The sequence below is a fragment of the Nannocystis pusilla genome, assembly GCF_026626665.1.
Classification (GTDB): domain Bacteria; phylum Myxococcota_A; class Polyangia; order Nannocystales; family Nannocystaceae; genus Nannocystis; species Nannocystis pusilla.
Map to the genome: position 1 here is coordinate 4,327,249 of NZ_JAPNKE010000002.1, position 20,675 is coordinate 4,347,923.

Below are 20,675 nucleotides of genomic sequence, written 5' to 3' on the forward strand. Positions count from 1 at the left end.
CCGAGCGTCCAGGGTGCGGTACCAACCACGGGCGTGCAGCCCCGCCTCATCGTCGCCGCCGGCCTGGTCTGGCTCGGCCCCCACCGCCTCCTCGTCCAGCGCCGACCGGCCGGCGCCCGCCACGGCGCCGGCGCCCTCGAGCTCCCCGGCGGGAAGGTCGAGCCCGGTGAGTCCCCGCGCGCCGCGCTGCGCCGGAGCTCGTCGAGGAGTGGGGCCCCGCCGCCGCCGCGCTGCCTGTCGGCGCCGTCGCCGAGGTCCTGCACCACGTCTACCCCGGGCCCGGCCCGGAGGTCCTGCTGCTCGTCTACCACGTCGACGCGTGCGCCTGGCTGGGCACCGACTGGCACGCCGCCTTGCGCCTCGAGGCCGACGCCGCCGTCGTCGCGCACGACCTCGAATCCCTGCCCGTGGCCGAATTCCTGGCCGCCGACCGCGAATTCATCGCCGACGTGCGCGCCGGCCGGATCCCGCCCCCTCCGCTCCCCATCCGTCCCTGAGCCTCTCCGCCCGTCCCCGCCCGTCCCCCGCCGTCAGGGCGACGAGCCGGCGCCGCCGCGACACGACGGCTCCCACCCAGCCGCCCGCGGACGCCGTTCATCGAGCGATCCCGGCCCGGCGCAATGCCTCCGCGTGCCCCCGGTTCGCCTCCCCGCGCGCGCCGATCCCGGCGCAGCGCCCCCCTCGTCGCGTCTCCCCCGCGTCCTCACGCCAACCCCGCCGCAGCGCCCTCACGTCTCCTCGCGGCTCGTCTCCCCGCGTCCTCACGCCAACCCCGCCGCAACGCCCTCCCGTCGCCTCGCGGCTCGTCTCCCCGCGTCCTCACGCCAACCCCGCCGCAACGCCCTCCCGACTCCTCGCGGCTCGTCTCCCCGCGTCCTCACGCCGATCCCGGCGCAGCGTCGGTCTCTTCGCGCCGCGTCTCTCGGGTCCTCGAGCCGATCCCATCACCGCTCCGCGGCTCGCCTCTTTGCATCCTCGCGCCGATCCCGGCCCGGCGCAGCGCCCTCCACCTCTCGCCTCCGGCGCTTCCCGCCGCACCGGCCCGCTCCGCGCTCGCATCCGGCGCTCACCTGTCCGCAAAGACAGCTTCCCCGCGCGAGCCCCGCTCGCCACCTGTCCTTGCGGCCATCCTCACCGCCGACGTGCACTGCGTCACCCGCCGGCGCCGGGCGTGAGGACTGCCCCATCCGCGTCGACCTGGCGGCGGGCGCCCCCAACCCGCCGCGCGTGGCCCGCTGCGCGCCTCGCTCGCGCGGAACCTCCAGGCCGCGCCGGTCCGGCGATCTCGCGCACAACCTGTCTTTTCAGCCATCCGCCGCGTCTGCGCGTGACGGCCGCTCGGCCGCGGCGTATGGTCGGGGCGATGCCCGCGCCCCGCGATTTCTCCGAGTTCTGGCCCTTCTATCTCGGCGAGCACCGCCACCCCGTCAATCGCGCGCTCCACTACGTCGGCACCAGCAGCGCCTACCTCTTCGTCGCCTGGATGGCCTGGACCGGCCGCTGGAGCCTGTTCCCGCTGGCCCTGGTGATCGGCTACGGCCCCGCGTGGATCGGTCACTTCTTCATCGAGCGCAACAAGCCGGCCAGCTTCAAGTATCCGCTGTGGTCCCTCGTCGGCGACATGAAGATGCTGCGCCTCCGGCTCACCGGGCGCATGCGCGGCGAGATGATCCGCCTGTTCGGCAGCACCGCCCCCGCGCCCGACGCCCCGCAGCGCGCCCGCACCTGACCCGGGCCGCCCCACCGCGGCGCCTGTCCCGAGAGACAGCCCACCTGTCCCTCGCGCCCTGTCCTCCGCGACACCCGGACCTTCACGACCCCCGGCGCGGTCGTCTCCTTCCTGTCCCCCGGGACTCCGGGCGCGCTCGCCGGTCCGCCCCGTCCTCCACGACACCCGGCGCGGCGCTCCCCATCCGCTCGCGGCAGCCTCTCCTGTCCCTGCGCCCTGTCCCTCACGACACCCCGCGCGCTGCATCCACGCTTGGCCCTCGCGCCCGTCCTCCCCGACGCCCGAGGGCTCGCTTTTCTCCTGTCCCTTGCGCCCTGTCCTTCAAGACACCCCACGCGAGCGCCGCGCGCCCTGTCCCTTGCGACACGCCTCGCGCGCCTGACCCCGCGTGACACGACCTCCACCGCGCCCCGCATGCCCTCGCTCCCGATCACCCTCGAGGCCGCCCTGCGCGACGCGCGTTCGCCCGATCCGACCGCGCGCAGCGTGGCAGTGCGTCACCTGGCCGCTGCCCTCCTGGCCGAGCTCGGCGATCCCTCTCCCGCCCTGCACCTGGCGGCAGGGCACCCGCGCGGCGAGGCCGTGATCGCCGCGTTGACCGCCGCCCTCGCCGATCCGGTCGTCCCGGTGCGGGCCATGGCCGCGACCGGCCTCGAGCAGCTCGGCGAGCCCGACGTCATCCCGCACATCGACCCCTGGCTGCACGACGCCGACCCCGGGCCCGACGCCGGCTACCTGCGCGAGTGTGCCGCCATCACCTGCGTCCTCCTCGGCCTCGCCGCCGCCCCCGAGCACCTCGTCAAGCCCGACGACGCCGAGGGCCCCGTCGAGTCCCCCGCCGCGCCGCACCCCTTGCGTCCTCCGGGACATGTCCCGAGCGACCTGTCCCGAGTCACCTACGAGGCCGCGCTCGCGCGGATCACCGCGGCCCTCCGCGCCCCCGCGCCCGACCTGCGGTTCCAGGCCGCCGGCGGCCTCGTCGAGCTGGCCGGCCGCGCCGCCGAGCCGGCCCTGTGCGCCGCCCTCGACGGCGAGACGCACCCGCACGTCCGCCTCGCCCTCGTCAGCGCCCTCGCCGAGCTGGATCCGCCCGGCCCCGAGGCCTGCACGCGCCTCGCCGTCGTGGTCGCCGATCCCGGCGCCGCCATCGACCTCGCCTTCGCCGCCGCCCTCGGCCTCGCCGCCGCCCGCGACCCTCGCGGCGGCCCGCCCTGCTCCTCGCCCTGCAGCGCTCCGGCGACCGCGCTCGCGCCCTCGAGGCCCTCGCCGCGCTCGGCCCCGCCGCCCCGCCGGCCGCCGTCCCGCCGATCCTGAAGATCGCCCGCGGCTGGCTCACCCCCGCGGTCATGCGCGTCCGCGCCGCCTACGCCCTCGTCCGCGTGGCCCTGCAGCTCGGCCAGCCGCTGTTCGACGAGCTCGCCGGCAGCCGCCGCCCCGCCGTCCAGGAGGCCGTCGCCGACGCCCGCGCCGCCCTCGCCGTCCTGACTCTCAAGGACATGTCCAAATAGACATGATTGATCGGTCATGTCCTCCCGAGCATGCTCCCGAGGACATGCCCGGAGGTTGCCTGCGCGAGCGCCGAAACACCCATGGCCTCTCGCCCGGCCTCGCGGATGACCCCAACGCCAGGTTGAAATGCAGGAACGTCCGCGACGCCGGCGCCCAGCCCTGGGCGAATGACCCCAAAGCCAGGTTGAAATGCAGGAACCATCCGCGACGCTGCCGCCCAGCCTCGCGGATGGCCCCAAAGCCAGGTTGAAATGCAGGAAGCGCCCGCGACACCGGCGCCCGGCCTCGCGGATGGCTCCAAAGCCAGGTTGAAATGCCGGAAACATCCGCGACACCGGCGCCCAGCCTCGCGGATGGCCCCGGAGCCAGGTTGCAATGCAGAAAACACCGCGACCCTCTCGCCCAGCCTCGCGGATGACCCCAACGCCAGGCTGAAATGCAAGAAGCGCCCGCGACACCGCCCGCCCCCCGGCGCCCGCCCTGGGCGAAGGACTCCAAAGCCAGGTTCGAATCAGGGCACACCCGACGCGTTCGCCCGTGCGCGACCGCGACGGGCCCGACGACCGCGGTCGTCCTCGCCCGGCTCGACTCGGCGTGACCTCTTGCGGCTCGCGTGGCCGCGGCCTGTCCCTCGCCGCGTGCTGCAGCCCGCGCCCGCGCCCTCGCGCCCTGCGATCCAGCGCACACCGCTCGGCCGCCCGCTTTGCCACCCTCGGCTCGTGACGCCCGCGACCGCCGAAGCTCCCCGCAGCGACCTCGCCACCGCCTACGAGCGCGCCTTGCAGCACCTCCGCGGCGTGCAGGCGGCCAAGGGAGCCGTGGGCGGCGAGGTGATCTGGAACCCCATGCTCGTGTGCCAGTACGTGCTCGCGTGTCACGTCCTCGGGCGGCCGATCGCCCCGGTGCGGCGGCAGCGGATCCGCCTCGCCCTCGAGCGCCAGGTGCGGGACGACGGCGGCTGGGGCATGCACCCCGACAGCGACAGCTGGCTGTTCCACACCACCCTCGGCTACGTCGCCCTGCGCCTGCTCGGCACACCGCCCGACGACCCGCTGGCCGCCGGCGCGCTGCGGTGGATCCGGGCCCACGGCGGCGTCACCAAGAACCCGACGTGGGGGCGGATCTGGCTGGCCCTCCTCGGCCTCTACCCGTGGCAGTGCGTCCAGCCGATCCTGCCCGAGATGTGGCTGCTCCCCGAGGCCGCGCCGGTCCACCCGCGCCGCCTCTACTGCCATATGCGCCTGATCTACCTCGGGCTCAGCTACCTCTACGGCGCCCGCGTCCAGGCCCCCGACTCACCTGTCCTTCGGGACATCCGCGACGAGCTCTACGACGGCGGCTACGACCGCGCCCCGTTCCGCGCCCACCGCGACGACATCGCCGCCACCGACCTGTACGAAGCGCCAGGCGCCGGCCTGCGCGCCGCCTTCGCCGCCATGCGGGCGCTCGACCGCGTCGCCCCCGGCCTCGTGCGCAAGCGGGCCCTCGCCCGCGCCATCGACCACGTCCTGTTCGAGCTGCGCAGCACCGGCAACGTCTGCCTCAGCCCGGTCAACGGCCTGCTGTTCAACCTCGCCCTCCACCACCACGACCCGCTCCACCCCGAGCGCGACGCCGCCTTCCGCGGCCTCGAGTACTGGTTCTGGGAGGACGACGTCGAGGGCGCGCGGATCTGCGGCGCCCGCAGCGACATCTGGGACACCTCGTTCCTCCTCCAGGCGCTGTGCGAGGGCCCGCAGAGCGCCACCGGCGAGGCGCTCGGGCGCAGCGCCGCCGCCTGGCTGGCGACCGCGCAGATCCGCGGCGACATCCCCGGCGGCGCCGAGCACTACCGCGAGCCCGCCGACGGCGGCTGGGGCTTCGCCGACGAGCGCCACCCGTGGCCCGTCAGCGACTGCACCGCCGAGGCGCTCGAGGCCCTGATCCACTGCGCCGACCACGACCTCGCCCAGCCCCTCCCGCGCGAGCGCCAGCTCGCCGCCCTGCGCTTCGTCCTGCGCCGACAGAACGAGGACGGCGGGTTCGGCTCCTACGAGCCGCGCCGCGGCAGCCTCGTGCTCAAGCACTTCAACCCAGCCGAGATCTACGGCAACTGCATGCTCGAGTACTCGTACACCGAGTGCACCGCGAGCTGTGTCCGCGGCCTCGCCCTCGCTCGCGCCCGCCTCGGCGACGCCATCCCGCCCGGCCTGCTCGCCGACGTCGACGCCGCCGTCGAGCGCGGCGTCGCCTTCCTCCTCGGCGCCCAGCACCCCGACGGCGGCTGGCTCGGCTTCTGGGGCATCAACTTCACCTACGGCACCTTCTTCGCCGTGCACGCCCTCCTCAGCGCCGGCCTGCCGCGCCAGCACCCCGCCGTCCGCCGCGCCGTCGCCTGGCTGGTGCGCCGCCAGCGACCCGACGGCGGCTGGGGCGAGAGCTTCGAGGGCCTGCTCGACGGCCGCGACGTCCAGCTGCCCGCGCACGAGCCGAGCCTGGTCGCCCAGACCGCCTGGGCCGTCCTCACGCTCATGGCCGCCGAGACGGCCGAAGAGGCCCCCGCGATCGAGCGCGCCGTCGCCTACATCCAGGCCCGCCAGCAGCCCGACGGCAGCTGGCCGCGCGAGCGCGCCAGCGGCGTGTTCTTCAACACCGCGGTGCTCGACTACGACCTCTACCGCCAGATCTTCCCCGCCTGGGCCCTGGCCCGCCGCCTCGGTCGCGCCGCGGAGTGACGCCGCGGCGTATGCCTCTTCGAGCATGGCCGAACGGTCATGCCCTTTCGCGCATGCTCTTTGAGCATGTCCTGAAGCACATCCCCGGTGAACGCCGCGATCGGCGCGCCTCCGCAATGCATCGGGACCCGCGGCGCCCCGGCGGCCGATCGCGATGGGCTGGCGTCGAGCAGCAACCTCGGCGCCAGCTCGGCGGTCCTGTCGCCCTCACGCGAAGAACTCGAGGATCCGGTCCTTCGCCGCCAGCGCGTCGCGGCGGCCGAGCTCGATGAAGCGCGACGCCAGGCTGCCGTCGAGCAGCAGGATCGACGCCAGCTCGGTCGTGCGGGCGATGTGCGAGCGGCTGAGCCCGCGGATGAGCGCCTGCCGGATCGGGTCGATCCCCGAGCCCGCGAGGTCATGGCGGATGAACGACGCCGTCACCGCCGCCAGGTCCTCGCTGGGGCGGAACACCAGCGTCGGCACCCGGCGGTACGGCAGGTCGCCCGCCTCTTCGAGCCGCTCGCTCACCGCCGCGAGTTCGGCGGCCCCCAGCGCCTCGTCGATCGCCTCGAACATGCGGTTGATCCGCAGCAAGTTGTCGACGTCGTGGGACACCGGGTCGAGCAGCAGCGCGCTGAAGATCTTGCCCAGCATGAACACGAAGCCCGGGTAATCGGGGGCGTCCATCGGCGGCGGCGCGGACGAGCGCTCGAGCAGCGAGATGACCACCACCCGGTCGGCCCCGGCCCGCAGCGCCGGCCCGATCGGCGTGCCGAAGCGGATCGCCCCGTCCATGTAGTAGCGCCCCTCGATGTTGCGCGCGGGGTAGATCAGCGGCAGCGCCGACGAGGCCAGCACGCGCGAGGCGTCGATCGGCCGCAGGATCGTGCGCCGCTGCGCGTGGCACGGGCGCAGCGCGACCCCCGGCGCCAGCTCGGCGAACAGCGTCGTCCTGCCGTCGCACGCGTCGAGCGCCGCGATCGCCAGCGCGCGTACCACCCCCGCGTCGATGTTCGCGTGCAGCCGGTCCCACGCGATCACCCGCCGCAGCAGGCGCTCGGTCGGGCGCGGGTCGAACAGCGAGCGCCCCACGTACGGCGACGTCCGGCTGTCGTACTTCGCGTAGCGGCCCGGCAGGTGCCAAAACGGCCAGCCCCACAGCGACAGCGGCGTGAAGCGCAGGGTGCGGCGCAGCTCGAGCCGCTGCCACACCTCCACCAGCCCGGCGATCCCGTGATCGGCGTGGTCCGCGTTGGCGGTCAGGTACGCGGCGTTGAGCGCCCCCACCGACGTCCCGGCGAACACGCTGAAGATCGGCGGCCCCTCCGCCCCGCGCAGTCCCAGCACGTCGACGAGCCCGTCGAGCACCCCGACCTGGTACGCGCCCCGCACACCACCGGCCGACAGGACGAGCGCGGTGTGGATCGGCTTGGGCTTGGGCATGGGGTGCTCCGTGGCGCCGCGACGCGCCCGACCGCCCAGTATGACACCGCGCCGCCTTCGCCTCGCCGCGCTGCGATCGGCGTCACCAGCATGACACCGCGCCGCCTTCGCCCCGCCGCGCTGCGATCGGCGTCACCGGTATGACACCGCGCCGCCTTCGCCTCGCCGCGCTGCGATCGGCGTCATGACGTCCCTCCGGGCGACGACGGTCGCTGCACGTCGCGCCGCCGCCTGACGCCCGTGCGCTGCACGTCGCGCCGCCGCCTGACGCCAGGCGCCACGTCTGTCGGGGACGACGCGCCCGTCGCCGCGCTCGTCCTCCGCTCCCGCCTCGCGGCTTCATCGCCCTCGCGACCGACACCACCGAGCGTCGTCGGCCTGCTCCGTCGCGGCGTCCACGACAGGCGCGGCGCGCATGGCCCTCGCCCTCGCCGCCGCCACCCTCGCCGCCCGCTTCGGCGCTCGCGCCCGCGACTCCTGGCGCGACCATCACCCCGTCAGCGGCGCGGTCGTGGAGCGCGCCCTCGCCGGCCTCGGTCTGATCGACCGCGGACCGCGGCGCGATCGCGGCATGTCCGAGAGAACATACCCCTCCGGACATGCCCCTCCGAGCCTGCCCCTTCGCGCATGCCCCTCCGGACATGCCCGAAAGACCTCAGAACGACAGCAGCGCCTCGACCCGCAGCGGCGCCAGCCGCTCGCGCCCCTTCAGGAACGGCAGCTCGATGAGGAACAGGCTGGCGACCACCTCGCCGCCGAGCCGCTGGACCAGCCGCGCCGCCGCGCCTGCGGTCCCGCCGGTGGCCAGCAGGTCGTCGACCAGCAGCACGCGGTCGCCGGCCTCGAGCGCGTCGGCGTGCATGTGCAGCGTGCCCTCGCCGTACTCGAGCGCGTACGCCTGCGTCACCGTGGCCGCGGGCAGCTTGCCGGGCTTGCGCGCCGGGACGAAGCCGACCCCGAGCGCGTGGGCGATCGGCATGCCGAACAAGAACCCGCGCGACTCGACCCCGACGATGCGGTCGATCGAGCCGGCGAGGTCGGCGACCGCGTCGAGGTGGAGGCGCAGCGCCGCGGCCATGGCCGCCGGCTCGCGCAGCACCGGGGTGATGTCGCGGAACAGGATCCCCGGCGACGGGAAGTCCGGCACCGCGCGGATCAGGCTGGCCACGTCGCGCAGCGCCGCCGCGCGCTCGGCCTCGGACATGCGAAAATCGGGGCTCTCGCGCATCGTCTCGGTCCTCTAGTCTAGTCGTCGCTTCGCGGATCGACCTGCACGGTCGTCCCGGCGAACATCGTCTGCCACGGTGACAGATCGGGCGCAGTGATGTCGAGGATCAGCGGGGTCACCGACACGAAGCCGCGTTTGACCGCCCACGTGTCCTCGCCCTCGTGCTCGCCGGCGTCGCGCGGCGGCCCGCCGATCCAGAAGTAGGCCATCCCGCGCGGGTCCTGGCGGCGCTCGACCTGCTCGACGTAGGGCCGCGCGCCCAGCCGCGTGATGACGATCGGCAGGCCCTCGGCCAGCACCTCCGGCGGCCCCTCCGGCGGCGGCGCGCTGTGAGAGATCCACGGGATGTTGACGTTCAGCAGGCTCAGCGACGGCTGCGCCAGCAGCATGCGGGCCAGCGTCCGCACCACCGGGATCGCCACCCGCGGCGACTCGCGCGCGTGGACCGACACCGCCATCGCCGACGCCCCACGGATGAACCCCTCGGCGGCGCCCCCGACCGTCCCCGAGTAAAACACGTCGGAGCCGAGGTTATAGCCCGGGTTCACCCCCGACACGACCAGCGCCGGCCGGCGCTCGCACAGGTGCAGCGACGCCAGGTACACGCAGTCGACCGGCGTGCCGTTGACGCGGTGCCAGCCCGGGCGGACCTCGTCGACGCGCAGGTGCGAGTGCAGCGTGATCGCGTGCGACGAGCCGCTGCGCTCGGTCTCGGGCGCGCACACCACCACGTCGCCCAGCGGCGCCACCGCCTCGGCCAGGGCCAGGATCCCCGGCGCGAGGATGCCGTCGTCGTTGGTGACCAGGATCAGCGGCCGTTCCGACACGCCGCGCCTTGTAGCACAGACGACCCGGCGGCCCGGACGCGAAACGGCCGACCAAAGTAAGAGCCGGCAGGGGAAACCTGTCGGCTCTTCGCGTTTGTCGGGGCGAGAGGATTCGAACCTCCGACCCCTAGACCCCCAGTCTAGTGCGCTACCAGGCTGCGCTACGCCCCGAAACGGAGCGCCGGTATACGCGCTTTGAACCGCCTGGGCAAGCCCCCTGCGCCGCCGCTCCGCCCGGCAAACTCACGCAGCCCTCGCCCGGGCTTTTTCCCGGCCGATCGCCGGCCGCCGCGGCCTCGCTGCGCCCGCCGAGCTTGGCCTCCGAGCGAACGCCCCGGCCTTTCCGGGCCACTCGCCCGCCGCGCCGGCCGAAAATCGGCGGTGCTCGTCCGGCCTTCCACCCTCCGAAAGGGAGCGAGCGCTTCGAGCCGAGTTCGGGCGACTCGGCCTGCGTCCGCCGACTTCTGGCTTCGCTCGCGTCTTGGCCCCGCTCGCCACCACGCACCCGGTGCCTACGCGCCGCGCCCGTTCGCGGCGACCCGCCGCTCGCGCGCCGTCACAGCGGCTCGCGGCCGGTGCGCTGCAGCAGTGGTTGCGCCTCGCCGGCCGCCGCTGCCTCGTCGATGAGCGCCCGGGCGCCGCCGCGAGTGCGGATGAACTCGACCGGGTCCGCGGCAGTGTTGGCCGTCGACTCCGTGTTCTCGACCCACGCGATCAGATCGTCGAGCGACTCGCGCAGCGCCGCCAGCGACTGCGACGCCAGGTAGCGGCTCGACGGCGGCGCCATCTCGACCGCGTCGCCGCCGAGGCGCAGCTGCTGGCGCGCCCCTGCGATCGTGAACTTCTTCGCGTACAGCAGGTGCTTGATCTTCAGCAGCGTCTCGACGTCGCGGCGCCGGTACACGCGCTGCTGCGTGCGCGACTTCTGCGGGCGGATGACCTTGAACTCGGTCTCCCAGTAGCGGAGCACGTAGGCCGGCACGCCGACGATCTGCGCCACCTCGCCGATCTTGAAGTACAGCTTGTCGGACCCCAGGTCGGGCCCTGCAGTCGCGCTGACCTTCTTCGCCCGCGCGCGCGTGCGGGTCGGCTTCGCCTGGCCCTCGCTCGCCGCGCCGTCGCCCGCCTTGCGCCGGCTCGTCTGTCCCGCGTCCTCGTCTGCGCCGCTCATCGCCGTCTCGCTACGCGTTGAGCGCGGCCTTCAGCACGTTGCTCGGCTTGAACGTCAGCACCCTGCGGGCGTCGATCGTGATCTGCACGCCCGTCTGCGGGTTTCTGCCCGGGCGCGGGTTCTTGGCGCGGACGACGAAGTTGCCGAACCCCGAGATCTTGATCTTCTCGCCCTCCGCGAGCGTGTTCTTCATCAGCTCGAACACCACCTCGACCACGTCGGCGGCCTCCTTCTTGGAGAAGCCGCCGACTTCCTCGCATACGCGCTCGATGATGTCCGCCTTCGTCATCGCCGCGGATCTTTGGCAAAATCTCGGCGCCGCGCAAGCCCGGCGGCCGTGCGTTGGCCCTAGCTCTGCGCAGGAAAAACTCAACTGCCGCGCTTGTTTGCAGCATCACACTTCGGGCACGAGCAGCAGTCCGTCCGGGCGCCGCGCCCACCCCCGTCCCGGCCTTCCTGTTCACGACTGCACGGCCTCGCAGGAGCCTGTAGAACGCCGCTCCGATGGCTTGCGCCAGCGGCGACCGCGAGCGATGATCGCGGCGATGCTGCGATCTACTTGCGCTTATGTCCTACCATTGACAGCCGTATTGCTCGCCGCGCTCCCGCCGAACCGGGCGGACGCCTGCGGCGGCACCGTGTGTGAGCCCGGGCCCAACGCCATGCCGGTCGACCAGACCGGCGAGAACATCCTCTTCATCATCGACCAGGGCCAGGTCGAGGTCCACATCCAGATCCAGTACGACCCGGACACCAACGCGCAGCAGTTCGCGTGGCTGATCCCGCTGCCCGAGGTCCCCACCTTCTCCGTCGGCAGCGAGCTGTTGTTTCAGGAGCTGCTGAACGCCACCGTCCCGACCTACGGCCTGCAGGACAACTTCGAGTTCTGCGGCGGCGACACCGACAGCTTCCCGGCCACCTCCGGCGCCAGCTTCACCGGCGACGGCACCACCGGCGACGGCACCGACACGGGCGTCATCGTCAAGAAGATCGAGACCGTCGGCGCCTTCGAGGTCGTCGTGCTCGCCGGTATGAACGCCGGCGACATCATGCAGTGGCTGGGCGACAACGGCTACCAGCAGGACCCCAACGCCGAGCCGATCCTTCAGGAGTACCTCGACGAGGGCAACAGCGTCGTCGCCTTCAAGCTGAGCAACGACGAGGGCCTCAGCAGCATCCACCCGATCGTCCTCAGCTTCGCCGAGCCCGAGGGCTGCGTCCCGATCCGCCTGACGCGGATCGCCGCCGTCGAGGACATGGACATCCGCGCCTTCAGCCTCGGCGACGGGCGGGCGATCCCCACCAACTACCGCCACGTCCTCGTCAACCCGCTCAAGATCGACTGGCTCAACCTCGGCGCCAACTACAAGGAGGTCGTCAGCCTCGCCGTCGACGCTTTCATGGCCGAGGGTCACGCCTTCGTCACCGAGTTCGCCGGCGACAGCAACGTCCTCAACATCGGCAACTTCTACTCGCAGGTGTGGAGCGCCGATCCCTTCACCGGCCTCGCCGCGGTCGACGTCATGAGCCAGCTCAACCAGCAGGGCCTGACCGACTGCACCGACGAGTTCTTCTGTCAGTTCAACCACCCGCTGGTCCAGGGCCTGCTCTCCACCTACCTCCCGGTGCCGAACGGCATCACCGCCGAGCAGTTCTACAGCTGTCTCAGCTGCTTCGAGGCCGACATCGACCTCGGCGCCTGGGGCGACGGCAGCGGCTTCGCCAAGGACCTGCTGGCCCGTGTGATCGAGCCGGCCGAGCACGCCAAGACGCTGGTCGAGACCTGGCCGTACCTCACGCGGCTCTACACCACCATCTCGCCCAACGAGATGACGGAGGACCCGCTGTTCCTCCTGAACCCCGAGCTCCCCGACGTCCCGAACCTGCGGATCGCCCAGCGCGACATCTCGTGCGAGGACTTCTCGGTCGTCACCCTGCCCGACGGCCGCCAGGTCAACATGAACTTCGGCGACCCGTGGCCGCAGTTCCAGGACGAGATGCCGTGGGAGGAGGACGTCGACCAGATGGTCATGGACGGCATGCCTCAGCCGCTCGTCGACAACACCCCGCTCATCGACCAGCTGCTGGCCGAGTGGAACCAGCAGCATCCGCCGCCCCCTCGGGCACCACCGGCGGCCCGACCACCAGCGACACCGACGGCCCCACCACCGGCCCCGACACCTCGGGCGGCAACAGCAGCACCGGCACCACCTTCTACTCGACCGAGAGCGACAGCAGCCCCAACGTCGTCGGCGGCGCCGAAGGCAGCAGTTGCGCCTGCGACGGCCGCGGCACCGCCCCGACCGTCCCCTCCCTGCTGGCCCTGCTCGGCCTCCTCGCCGTCCGCCCCCGCCGACGCCGCTGAACCGAAGGACATGTCGATCGGGACATGCTCTCGAAGGCATGTCCCAGGTGACATGTCCTCGAGTATCCCGCGCTCGCCTCCCGTCGCGGAGAGGCGGGCGTTGTCGGCCATCCCTCGCATTTCAGGGGCCATGAGCCCTCGAGCACCCGCGCTCCTCTCCGGCCGCCGAGAGGCGCGCGTTTGTCGACCCTCGATCGCATGTCCCCGCCGACAAGCCCTCGAGCCCCCGCGCTCCTCTCCCGTCGCGGAGTGGCGGCGTTTGTCGGCCCTCGGGCGCATGTCCCAGGCGACATGTCCTCGAGCGCCCGCGCTCGCCCCTCGTCCCGCCGATGACGGCGCTCCCCGGCCGTCCCCCGGGCGCATCCGCCCTTCGCACCTCGACGCCGTCGCCGGGCGAGAGGGCCAGTCACCCGCGCCCCCGCACCGCCGCGATACACTCCGGCCGTGGTCCCCGCCTCGCTGAGCACGAGCGCCCCTGCGATCGGCCTCCTCGTCTGGTTCGCCCTCGTCGGCGTGCGCCTCGGCGATCTCGGCGACGAGGCCACCCTCGCCGAGGTCATCGTCCTGTTCGTCGTCCTCGTCGCCGTCCCGCGGGCCCTGCTCTTCACCGCGGACATGTCCCCGAGGACATACGCCAACGCCGCCCGCCCCGCCGGCCTCGCCGGCCTCGCCGGCCTCGTCGCCGCGGTCCCGGCCTTCGCTCCCGGCCTCGGCCCGGGCCTCGCCGCCGGCCTCACCGGCCCCTGGCTGCTCCTGTGCGGCCTCTCGGCCCTGCACGGCCTCCTCCGCGTCCTCGCCCGGCGCAGCCTCGCTCCCGCCGAGCTCGCCCTCGACCTCGGCCTCGTGTGGCTGCCCGGCGCCGCAGTGTGGCTGCTCGTCTACCGCGGCGACCTCGTCCTCGGCGGCTTCGGCGGCCTCGCGGCCATCCTCACCGCCGGTCACTTCCACGCCGCCGGCTTCGGCGCCCTCGTCATGGTCGGCCTGCTCGGCCGCGGCCTCGGCGACGCGCCCGACTGGACTCGCCCCGTCTACCGCCTCGTCGCGGTCGTCCTCATCCTCGCCTTCCCGATGCTCGCGGTGGGCATCGGCGCCGGCGCGCGGCCGATCGAGCTCGCCGGAGCCGGCCTCTACGTCCTCGGCCTCCCGCTCCTCGCCGGCCTGCAGCTGCTCGCCGCCGCCCGCCTGCGCGATCGGCCAGCCTGGGCGCGTGTCCTCTTGGCCCTGTCCTCCGCGTCACTCCTCATCAGCACCAGCCTCGCCGGCATGTACGCCGCCCAGGGCTTCTACGGCGCCGCCGTCCCGATCCTCACGATGCTGCGCGCCCACGGCCTCGTCAACGCGCTCGGCTTCCTCGGCCTCGGCCTGCTCGCCTGGAGCGGCCTGCAGGCGACCGCGCGCGACGACTGACGCGGCTTCGCCCACCTGCTCGAAAGGACAGGCCCATCGGCGCCCGCCACCTTCGCGCCGGTCGGCATGCCGCGATCGGTGTCCATCCCGCCCGGCGTGAATGGACATGTTCTCCAGGACATACCCCGAAGGACACCCGCGTTCGTCGCGGCCCCGCCCCTGCCGCGCCGGCCCCGGCCCGATGTCCGCGCGACGACCGACGGGCCTCGCCGCCGTCCGGTACCTGCCCGAAAGAACAGGCCAACCGTCGACCGGCGCTCCGCACCCGCGCGCCGGTCGGCGCGACGTCCTGCGCTACTGCGGGATGATCGCCTTGCAAATGCCCGCGTCGCACACCAGCGGCGGGCAGCAGTCGTCGTCGACCACGCACGGCCCGCAGGTCCCCCCTGGGGTGCACGCGGGCGTCGGGTTGGCGCAATCGTGGCAGTCGCCGCAGCCCTGGTCGGGTGGGTCACAGCCGTCGAGCTCGAGGATCGCCTGGTCGTAGTGGACCACCAGCGGGCTCGCCATGCAGCCCGCCGACGAACAGCGAACCCCAGATCTCCGACATGTTGTTGGCCGTGAACACCGCGTTCGGCTGGTACAGGTTGGCCCCGAGCGTGAAGTTGCTGGCGAACTTGAACGCCCCGCCCACGTAGATCCGCGTCGCCGCCGGCCGCTTCGGGTCGCCGATCGTCGCCACATTATTGAAATTGGCGTTGCCGGCGATGAACAGGTCGAGCTCCGCCTCGGGCCCGAGCGTGATGTGGAACGCCCCCGCGTTCTGTACGTCGCCGGCCACCGCGATCACCGTGCGCCCGGTCAGCGTGATGTCGAGGCTGCTGTTGCTGTCGATCCCCGTGAAGAAGTAGCGGCCGCACGGCAGCTCGACCGACTTCGGCTGCGGCAGCCCGACCAGCTCGTCGGGCGCGATCGGCAGGGCCTCGTTGTCGTTGTCCTGCATGAAGCCGCTGACGATCTTCGGCACGTCGATCAGGTCGTCGCAGTCGCACGGCGTCTTGACGTCGACCTGCTCCTTGATCGTCGCCCCCAGCACCTTCGCCCCCTGGTTCATCTTGTTGGGCAGGATGTGCAGGTCGCCGTCGATCGTCAGCGTCATGTTCTGCGCGAACAGGTTGCCCTCGGTGAACAGGTCGTCGGCCACGTGCGACGCCGAGCCGGCGGTCAGGTCGTCGCTGCACTTGAGCTGCTGCGCCACCTCGTGCGCGTTGAACGTCTCGATCTTCCCGTCCACCCACAGCGACCCGCCGATGTCGACCATCGACGCCGCCTTGTACGGCCCGTTGACCCCGACCGAGCCGCCGTCCATCGGCACCATGTTCGGGTCGTTGCTGTCGAACGAATCGGTCCTCAGGCTGTTGTTCGCCGTCAGCCCGCTGCACGAGCAGATCGCGAACAAGAACGTCTTCTTGCCGAGGTCGCCGGTGCACGTCACCTCGTCGCCGGGCAGCAGGATGCCGCCCTCGCCCTCGCAGAAATCGACCGCGCCCGTCGTCCCGCCCGTCGTCTCCCCGCTCGTCGTCTCGCCGCTCGTCGTCTCCCCGCTCGTCGTCGCGGTCGCCGTGCCCGTGCTCGTGCTCGTGCCCGGGTTCGTCGTCGACGTCATCGGCTCGCCCGACGTGGGCCCGGTCGTCGCCGTCCCCGTCGACTCGCTGACCCCCCCGCTCGCCGTCGTCCCCGTCGTCGGCACGTCCGTGCTCGTGCTGCCCGTCCCCGTCGCCGTGACGGTCGAGCCGGTCATCGTCGTCCCCGCGCTGAGCCCCGTCCCCGTCCCGCCGCTGTCGTCGCCGGAACCACCGCAGGCCGCCATCGCCATCGCCACCAACAACCTCACGCCACGTCTCGCCATATCCTCGCAGACTATCGAGCCCTGCCCGCTCGCCGCAATGTAAGTCTCGGCGCCCGGCGTGCGATATCCGGGTCTCGTGAATGCCGCCATCGCAGCGCCTCGCTGCGGACCAGCCTGCCGCGGAGGATCGGGCGCGGCGACCGCCAACCGTCCGAACGAGGGGTTCCCCGACGGCTCGTACGAACCGCGGCGAATCGCGTCAGGACGCCGACTGTGGACAATCGGGCCGAACACGAGCGCGCTCTCGCCACGGCGGCCGCCCCCGCAGATTGTGCAGAGTGCATCCCGCGCTCGATCGATTCCGCCGGGCCCGAGAATCATCGATCCGGCCGCGAAGAAAATTTCATCCGTTTCGCCGAGCGGACGCCACAACATCGGCCTCACGCGACGCTGGCCCGAAGTCGCGTCGACCGAGCTCGACCTCGGACGTGCGCCCCGGCTCACTGCGCATTCGGACATGTCGAAATCGCCATGTCCTTCAGGTCCACCGGAGCCGCCGGCTCGACGCGACCTCGCCGAACGCGGCGCCTCCCACCCCTCCTGGGACAACCGCATGTCCTTCAGGTCAGGCGGCTCCGCTGGCTCGGCGTGGCCTTGCCGAGCGCGGCGCTTCCCACATCTTCTGAACCAGCCGCATGTCCCTCGGTGCAGGCGGCTCGGTCGGCTCGGCGTGGCCTCGCCCGAACGCGGCCGCACCCACACCTTTTTAAAGAGCCGCATGTCCTTCAGGGCAGGCGGATCCGCTGGCTCGGCGCGGCCTCGCCCGAGCGCGGCGGCTCCCATACTTTTGGATGTAGCGCAGGTTGGCCGCCGAGCGCGGGTGTCGCGGCAGCGCCGTCGTCGCCGCCACCAGGCCGAGCCCCACGATCGCCCCGACCAGCACCGCGACCCGGCCGCGCAGGCCGAGCGAGCGCGGCGTCGCCAGCACGGTCAGTCCGACCAGCCCCGCCAGCACGATCCACCCGACCCCGAGTCCCACCAGCCCGAGCGCCCCCGTCAGCGTGTAGGGCGCGAAGCCCTCGCGCCACAGCGGCAGCAAGATCTCCGGCACCGGTTGATACACGTTCGTCAGGTCGAAGTGCGGCCACAGGTTCGCCGCCAGCCCGTTCGTCACCAGCGACCCGCTCGCCAGCGCCGCCGCGGCGCCCAGGCCCAGCGTCGCCGCCCATTGCGCGGCGGTCCGGCCAGGCGCGCGCGGCCCCGGCCGCCCAGCCCAGCGCCAGCGCCGGCAGCACCACCACCAGGTAGCGCGGACCGACCCGCCAGCCGCCCTCGAAGTTGAGGCTCACGCACGCCAGCAGCACCGCCGCGAACGCGGCCAGCTCGACCCTGGCCTGGAGGACATGTTCCTTGTCCCATGTCCCTCGCGCCAGCCGCCACAGCGCCCAGATCGCCAGCGGCCACAGCGGCGCCCAGCCGCACAGGCCCGACGCCGGCGACAGCACGTGGGACTCGATCGCGCGCCAGCTCGGCCCGACCAGGCCGAGCAGGCCCTGGCCGTGCTTCTCGGCGAACTCGGCCGTCGCGCTGTGGTGGTAGCCCGTCTTGAGCGGCCCGCCGAACACCGCCGCGTGGTACGCCAGCAGCAGCCCCGCCGGCACCGCCGCCCCGGCGATCGCCGCCCCCGCGGTCGCCCACGCGCGCGCGCAGCAGCCCGAGCACCAGCCCCGCCGCTGCCAGCCCGGCGAACGCCGCGGTGTACTCGACCAGCACCGCCGACCCCGCCAGCGCCCCGCCGAGCGCCGCCGGCCCCGGCCGCCCCTGCTCGCGCGCCCGCACCAGCAGCAGCAGCCCCGCCCACAGCAGGCAGGCCGCCAGCTGGTGTCCGTACAGCAGGTGCGCGTACGCGGCCGCCGGGGTCGCCAGCGCGTACAGCCCGATCGCCAGCGCCGCCGCCCGCGCCCCGTACGCCGGGGCCAGCGAGCGCCACAGCAGCCCGCACAGCGCCAGGGTCGGCAGCACCCCGCCGAACAGCCGCGCCCACCAGGTCACCGCGCGCAGCGTCGGCCCGCCGGAACCCGACCCTTGGGACATGTCCTTCGGATCGCCCGCCCCGCGCCTCGGGACCGGGCCCTGCGCCGTCACCCGCGCGATCGAGTAGCCGAGCGCCGCGACCACGCTGGTCCCCGGCGGCTTGTTGGGGTAGAGCGCCCCGGACGGCGCGCGGGCGGCGTCGGGGCCCGGGTCGAGGCCGAGGCCGTCGATGCGCCACGAGCCGCGCTCGACCAGCGACGCCGCCTGTAGCAGGCGCGGGCGCTCGTTGGCGTTGCGGGTCGCCTCGGCGTAGGGGAACGCGGCCAGCAGCAGCAGGGCCAGGGCGGCCAGCAGCGCCGCCCCGCCGCGGGGACATGCCTCGGAGACATGTCCTCCGGGACCTGTCCCATCACACCTGGCCGTTCGGGCATGCCCGAGAGGACCGCCCTACTTCTTGCCCTCTTCGAGCTGCTTGGCCTGCATCTTGGCCTTCAGGGCCGAGAGCGCGTCGTCGAGGTCGTTCTTGGCGCTGAGGCCGTTCAGCTTGGCGTCGATCTGGGCCTCCTGGATCCGGCCGTCCATGTCCTCGGCGCTGACCTCGTTGAGGGCCTCCAGGCGGGCGATCTTGGTCTCGATCGCGTCCATGCGGGCGCCCGCGCCGGCGTCGCCGGGGATCGTGCTGGTCCCGCCGCTCTGCTTGCTCGCGCGGGCCTGGGCCATCAGCGTGCCGCGGCGCAGGTTCAGCGCCTTGAGCTTGCCCTTGGCGTCGGAGATGCCCTGGCGCAGGTCCTCGACCAGCTTGCGCTGCTGCACCAGCGCCTCGTCGGTCGCCTCTTTCTCCTGCGTGATCTCGCCCTTGCGCTGCAGCGCCGCGCGGGCCAGCGTCTCGTCGCCGATCGTGATCGCCTGCTCGGCCCGCCGCTGCCACGCCGCCTCGTCGCGGGTCAGCTGCTCGAGCTTCTTCTCCATCATCTTCTGGTCGACGATCGACTGCTTGAGGTCGAGCTCCGACTTGCGGATGTTCTCGGCCAGGTCGTCGAGCATCAGGGCCACCTCTTGGCCCGGGTCGGACACGGCCTCGACCGCGTCGTTCAGCGTGCTCTGGATGGCCTTCTTCAGGCGGCGGAACAGCCCCGGTTTCTCCGACATGCGCGCGTCCTCGCGGGCGCCTCGCCCGCTCTCGGTCGCCCCAGTCTAGCGCGCGGCCCGTCGCCTGTCGCGTCCGACCTTGCAAGCGCCCGCGTAACGGCCTATCAAGGCCGCGCGGATGGCAGGCGACCCTCCACCCTCGCCCGGAGCCGAGGCCGGTTCTGGCCTCGTCGGAGTCCTCGGCCACGCGCAGGCCCAGGCGGCCGTGGTGCGCGCGCTCGGCCGCGGCCAGCTGCACCACGCGCTCGTGCTCGTCGGCCCGCGGGGCGTCGGCAAGGCGACCTTCGCCCGCGGCCTCGGCTGCGCGCTCCTGTGCCCGCAGCGCCCCGGCCTCGGCTGCGGCGCCTGCCCCACCTGCCAGCGCGTGCTCGCCGGCAACCACCCCGACGTCGACTGGCTGGTGCCCGACAGCAAGGCCGGCCTGATCTCCGTCGACGCCGCCCGCGCCTGCCACGTCCGCCAGACCCACGCCCCCTACGAGGGCCGCGCCTACCTCGTCGTCGTCGACCCGGCCGACGCCCTCGGCGAGGCCGCCGGCAACGCCCTGCTCAAGACCATCGAGGAGCCGCGCCCCGGGGTCCACTTCGCCCTGCTCACCACCAACCTCCAGGGCGTGCTGCCGACGATCCTCAGCCGCTCGCTGCCGGTCCGCCTCGGCCGCCTCGACGACGACATCGTCCGCAGCATCGTCGACGCCCGCGCCGCCGACGCCCCGCGCGAGCGCCACGACATGGCCGTGCTGCTGGCCGAGGGCAGCGCCGGCGTGGCCCTCGAGCTGGCCTCCGACCCGTCGCTGGCCCGCAGCCTCGAGCTGGTCAAGCAGGCGATCACCGCCGTGCGCGCCGGCCCGCCGGCGATCTTCGGCGGCGACAACCACCCGCTGTGGCAGGCCTGGGCCGTAGCCACCGCCCCGAGCGAAGCTGTCCCCGAGGACAGCCCCGCCGAGGCCGAGCCCGAGGCCCCCGGCGCCAAGAAGAAGAAGACGTCCAAGAAGGCCGCCAAGGCCGGCGACGACGGCGACAAGCCCGCCAGCAAGAAGGACGCCCCCGCGCTGCAGCGGGCCGCGGTGCGCCGCCTGGTCGAGCTGTGGATCCTCCACGTCCGCGAGCAACTGCGCGGCCGCCCCGGCCTGCCCGGCCTGCCGCCGCCGGCGGACGTCGCCCCCGGCACCCTGGTCGCCGCCATCACCGCCCTGCAGCGCCTCGGCGCCCGCGTCGAGCGCATGGGCAACGTCCGCCTGATGCTCGAGCAGGGCCTGCTCGAGCAGAGCGCCCTGCTCTCCGGGACATAGCCCTCGGGACAGGTGCGAAGGAGCATGCCCGCGAGGA

At 73.3% G+C, this 20,675-nt stretch carries 19 protein-coding genes, 1 tRNA gene and 1 pseudogene; 10 read left to right on the plus strand and 11 right to left on the minus strand.

Features of this window, described 5'->3' with window-relative positions:
- Window positions 1–33: 33 nt before the first annotated feature.
- The 6 genes and pseudogenes from OV079_RS58165 to OV079_RS19050 all read left to right on the plus strand — a co-directional run.
- Window positions 34–183 (plus strand): annotated as a pseudogene (locus tag OV079_RS58165) (NUDIX domain-containing protein); the annotation flags it as partial.
- A gap of 170 nt (window positions 184–353) precedes the next feature.
- Window positions 354–497 (plus strand): hypothetical protein, encoded by a 144-nt coding sequence (locus OV079_RS19030; RefSeq protein WP_267770251.1) that lies wholly within the window; start codon window positions 354–356, stop codon window positions 495–497.
- Window positions 498–1,363: 866 nt separating this feature from the next.
- Window positions 1,364–1,729, plus strand: a complete 366-nt coding sequence (locus OV079_RS19035) for an Mpo1-like protein (protein WP_267770252.1) — start codon at window positions 1,364–1,366, stop codon at window positions 1,727–1,729.
- A gap of 414 nt (window positions 1,730–2,143) precedes the next feature.
- Window positions 2,144–3,043, plus strand: a complete 900-nt coding sequence (locus OV079_RS19040) for a HEAT repeat domain-containing protein (protein WP_267770253.1) — start codon at window positions 2,144–2,146, stop codon at window positions 3,041–3,043.
- 32 nt (window positions 3,044–3,075) lie between these two features.
- On the plus strand, window positions 3,076–3,237 hold the full coding sequence (locus OV079_RS19045; RefSeq protein WP_267770254.1) for a hypothetical protein: 162 nt from the start codon (window positions 3,076–3,078) through the stop codon (window positions 3,235–3,237).
- Window positions 3,238–3,957: 720 nt separating this feature from the next.
- Complete coding sequence (locus tag OV079_RS19050) at window positions 3,958–5,952, plus strand: prenyltransferase/squalene oxidase repeat-containing protein (RefSeq protein ID WP_267770255.1); 1,995 nt, start codon at window positions 3,958–3,960, stop codon at window positions 5,950–5,952.
- A gap of 207 nt (window positions 5,953–6,159) precedes the next feature.
- On the opposite strand, the gene OV079_RS19055 is transcribed toward OV079_RS19050, so the two are convergent.
- From OV079_RS19055 to OV079_RS19080, 6 genes are all read right to left on the minus strand, one after another.
- A complete protein-coding gene (locus OV079_RS19055) occupies window positions 6,160–7,377 on the minus strand; it encodes a patatin-like phospholipase family protein (RefSeq protein ID WP_267770256.1) in 1,218 nt (405 codons plus the stop codon).
- A 655-nt stretch (window positions 7,378–8,032) separates the two neighbouring features.
- Entirely contained in the window at window positions 8,033–8,605 is a 573-nt protein-coding gene (locus OV079_RS19060; RefSeq protein ID WP_276602743.1) for an adenine phosphoribosyltransferase, read from the minus strand.
- Window positions 8,606–8,622: 17 nt separating this feature from the next.
- A complete protein-coding gene (surE, locus tag OV079_RS19065; RefSeq protein ID WP_267770257.1) occupies window positions 8,623–9,432 on the minus strand; it encodes a 5'/3'-nucleotidase SurE in 810 nt (269 codons plus the stop codon).
- A gap of 97 nt (window positions 9,433–9,529) precedes the next feature.
- Window positions 9,530–9,603: transfer RNA gene (locus OV079_RS19070), tRNA-Pro, on the minus strand.
- A 385-nt stretch (window positions 9,604–9,988) separates the two neighbouring features.
- Window positions 9,989–10,603 carry a MerR family transcriptional regulator gene (locus OV079_RS19075; protein WP_267770258.1) on the minus strand — a complete coding sequence of 205 codons (615 nt, stop codon included), beginning with the start codon at window positions 10,601–10,603 and terminating at the stop codon, window positions 9,989–9,991.
- A 10-nt stretch (window positions 10,604–10,613) separates the two neighbouring features.
- A complete protein-coding gene (locus OV079_RS19080; protein WP_096333509.1) occupies window positions 10,614–10,892 on the minus strand; it encodes an integration host factor subunit alpha in 279 nt (92 codons plus the stop codon).
- 301 nt (window positions 10,893–11,193) lie between these two features.
- Between OV079_RS19080 and OV079_RS19085 the strand changes: the two genes are divergently transcribed.
- Both OV079_RS19085 and OV079_RS19090 read left to right on the plus strand, forming a co-directional pair.
- Window positions 11,194–13,431: a DUF2330 domain-containing protein gene (locus OV079_RS19085; RefSeq protein ID WP_267770259.1), complete on the plus strand. Its 2,238-nt coding sequence runs from the start codon at window positions 11,194–11,196 to the stop codon at window positions 13,429–13,431.
- A complete protein-coding gene (locus OV079_RS19090; RefSeq protein WP_267770260.1) occupies window positions 13,413–14,375 on the plus strand; it encodes a YndJ family transporter in 963 nt (320 codons plus the stop codon). Before OV079_RS19085 ends, OV079_RS19090 begins: the two co-directional genes overlap by 19 nt.
- A 294-nt stretch (window positions 14,376–14,669) precedes the next feature.
- On the opposite strand, the gene OV079_RS19095 is transcribed toward OV079_RS19090, so the two are convergent.
- Window positions 14,670–14,885, minus strand: coding sequence for a hypothetical protein (locus OV079_RS19095; RefSeq protein WP_267770261.1), 216 nt, complete (start codon window positions 14,883–14,885; stop codon window positions 14,670–14,672).
- Window positions 14,827–15,981: a DUF7305 domain-containing protein gene (locus tag OV079_RS19100; protein ID WP_267770262.1), complete on the minus strand. Its 1,155-nt coding sequence runs from the start codon at window positions 15,979–15,981 to the stop codon at window positions 14,827–14,829. Before OV079_RS19100 ends, OV079_RS19095 begins: the two co-directional genes overlap by 59 nt.
- On the opposite strand from OV079_RS19100, the gene OV079_RS19105 reads away from it, so the two are divergent.
- Complete coding sequence (locus OV079_RS19105; protein WP_267770263.1) at window positions 15,956–16,267, plus strand: hypothetical protein; 312 nt, start codon at window positions 15,956–15,958, stop codon at window positions 16,265–16,267. The two genes, OV079_RS19100 and OV079_RS19105, sit on opposite strands and share 26 nt — an antisense overlap.
- A gap of 663 nt (window positions 16,268–16,930) precedes the next feature.
- On the opposite strand, the gene OV079_RS19110 is transcribed toward OV079_RS19105, so the two are convergent.
- The 3 genes from OV079_RS19110 to OV079_RS19120 form a co-directional block, all read right to left on the minus strand.
- Window positions 16,931–17,338 (minus strand): hypothetical protein, encoded by a 408-nt coding sequence (locus OV079_RS19110; protein WP_267770264.1) that lies wholly within the window; start codon window positions 17,336–17,338, stop codon window positions 16,931–16,933.
- Window positions 17,335–18,342: a glycosyltransferase family 39 protein gene (locus OV079_RS19115; RefSeq protein ID WP_267770265.1), complete on the minus strand. Its 1,008-nt coding sequence runs from the start codon at window positions 18,340–18,342 to the stop codon at window positions 17,335–17,337. Before OV079_RS19115 ends, OV079_RS19110 begins: the two co-directional genes overlap by 4 nt.
- Before the next feature lie 303 nt (window positions 18,343–18,645).
- Window positions 18,646–19,347 carry a PspA/IM30 family protein gene (locus OV079_RS19120; RefSeq protein WP_267770266.1) on the minus strand — a complete coding sequence of 234 codons (702 nt, stop codon included), beginning with the start codon at window positions 19,345–19,347 and terminating at the stop codon, window positions 18,646–18,648.
- Window positions 19,348–19,465: 118 nt separating this feature from the next.
- Here OV079_RS19120 and OV079_RS19125 point away from each other — a divergent pair, with 118 nt between their 5' ends.
- Window positions 19,466–20,638 carry a DNA polymerase III subunit gene (locus tag OV079_RS19125; RefSeq protein ID WP_267770267.1) on the plus strand — a complete coding sequence of 391 codons (1,173 nt, stop codon included), beginning with the start codon at window positions 19,466–19,468 and terminating at the stop codon, window positions 20,636–20,638.
- Window positions 20,639–20,675 lie beyond the last annotated feature (37 nt).

Coding starts and splice junctions, on each gene's coding strand:
- OV079_RS19035 (WP_267770252.1), top strand. CDS start 1,364: ATGCCCGCGCCCCGCGATTTCTCCGAGTTCTGGCCCTTCTATCTCGGC.
- OV079_RS19040 (WP_267770253.1), top strand. CDS start 2,144: ATGCCCTCGCTCCCGATCACCCTCGAGGCCGCCCTGCGCGACGCGCGT.
- OV079_RS19045 (WP_267770254.1), top strand. CDS start 3,076: ATGCGCGTCCGCGCCGCCTACGCCCTCGTCCGCGTGGCCCTGCAGCTC.
- OV079_RS19055 (WP_267770256.1), bottom strand. CDS start 7,377: ATGCCCAAGCCCAAGCCGATCCACACCGCGCTCGTCCTGTCGGCCGGT.
- OV079_RS19060 (WP_276602743.1), bottom strand. CDS start 8,605: ATGCGCGAGAGCCCCGATTTTCGCATGTCCGAGGCCGAGCGCGCGGCG.
- OV079_RS19075 (WP_267770258.1), bottom strand. CDS start 10,603: ATGAGCGGCGCAGACGAGGACGCGGGACAGACGAGCCGGCGCAAGGCG.
- OV079_RS19080 (WP_096333509.1), bottom strand. CDS start 10,892: ATGACGAAGGCGGACATCATCGAGCGCGTATGCGAGGAAGTCGGCGGC.
- OV079_RS19095 (WP_267770261.1), bottom strand. CDS start 14,885: ATGGCGAGCCCGCTGGTGGTCCACTACGACCAGGCGATCCTCGAGCTC.
- OV079_RS19100 (WP_267770262.1), bottom strand. CDS start 15,981: ATGACGTCGACGACGAACCCGGGCACGAGCACGAGCACGGGCACGGCG.
- OV079_RS19120 (WP_267770266.1), bottom strand. CDS start 19,347: ATGTCGGAGAAACCGGGGCTGTTCCGCCGCCTGAAGAAGGCCATCCAG.
- OV079_RS19125 (WP_267770267.1), top strand. CDS start 19,466: ATGGCAGGCGACCCTCCACCCTCGCCCGGAGCCGAGGCCGGTTCTGGC.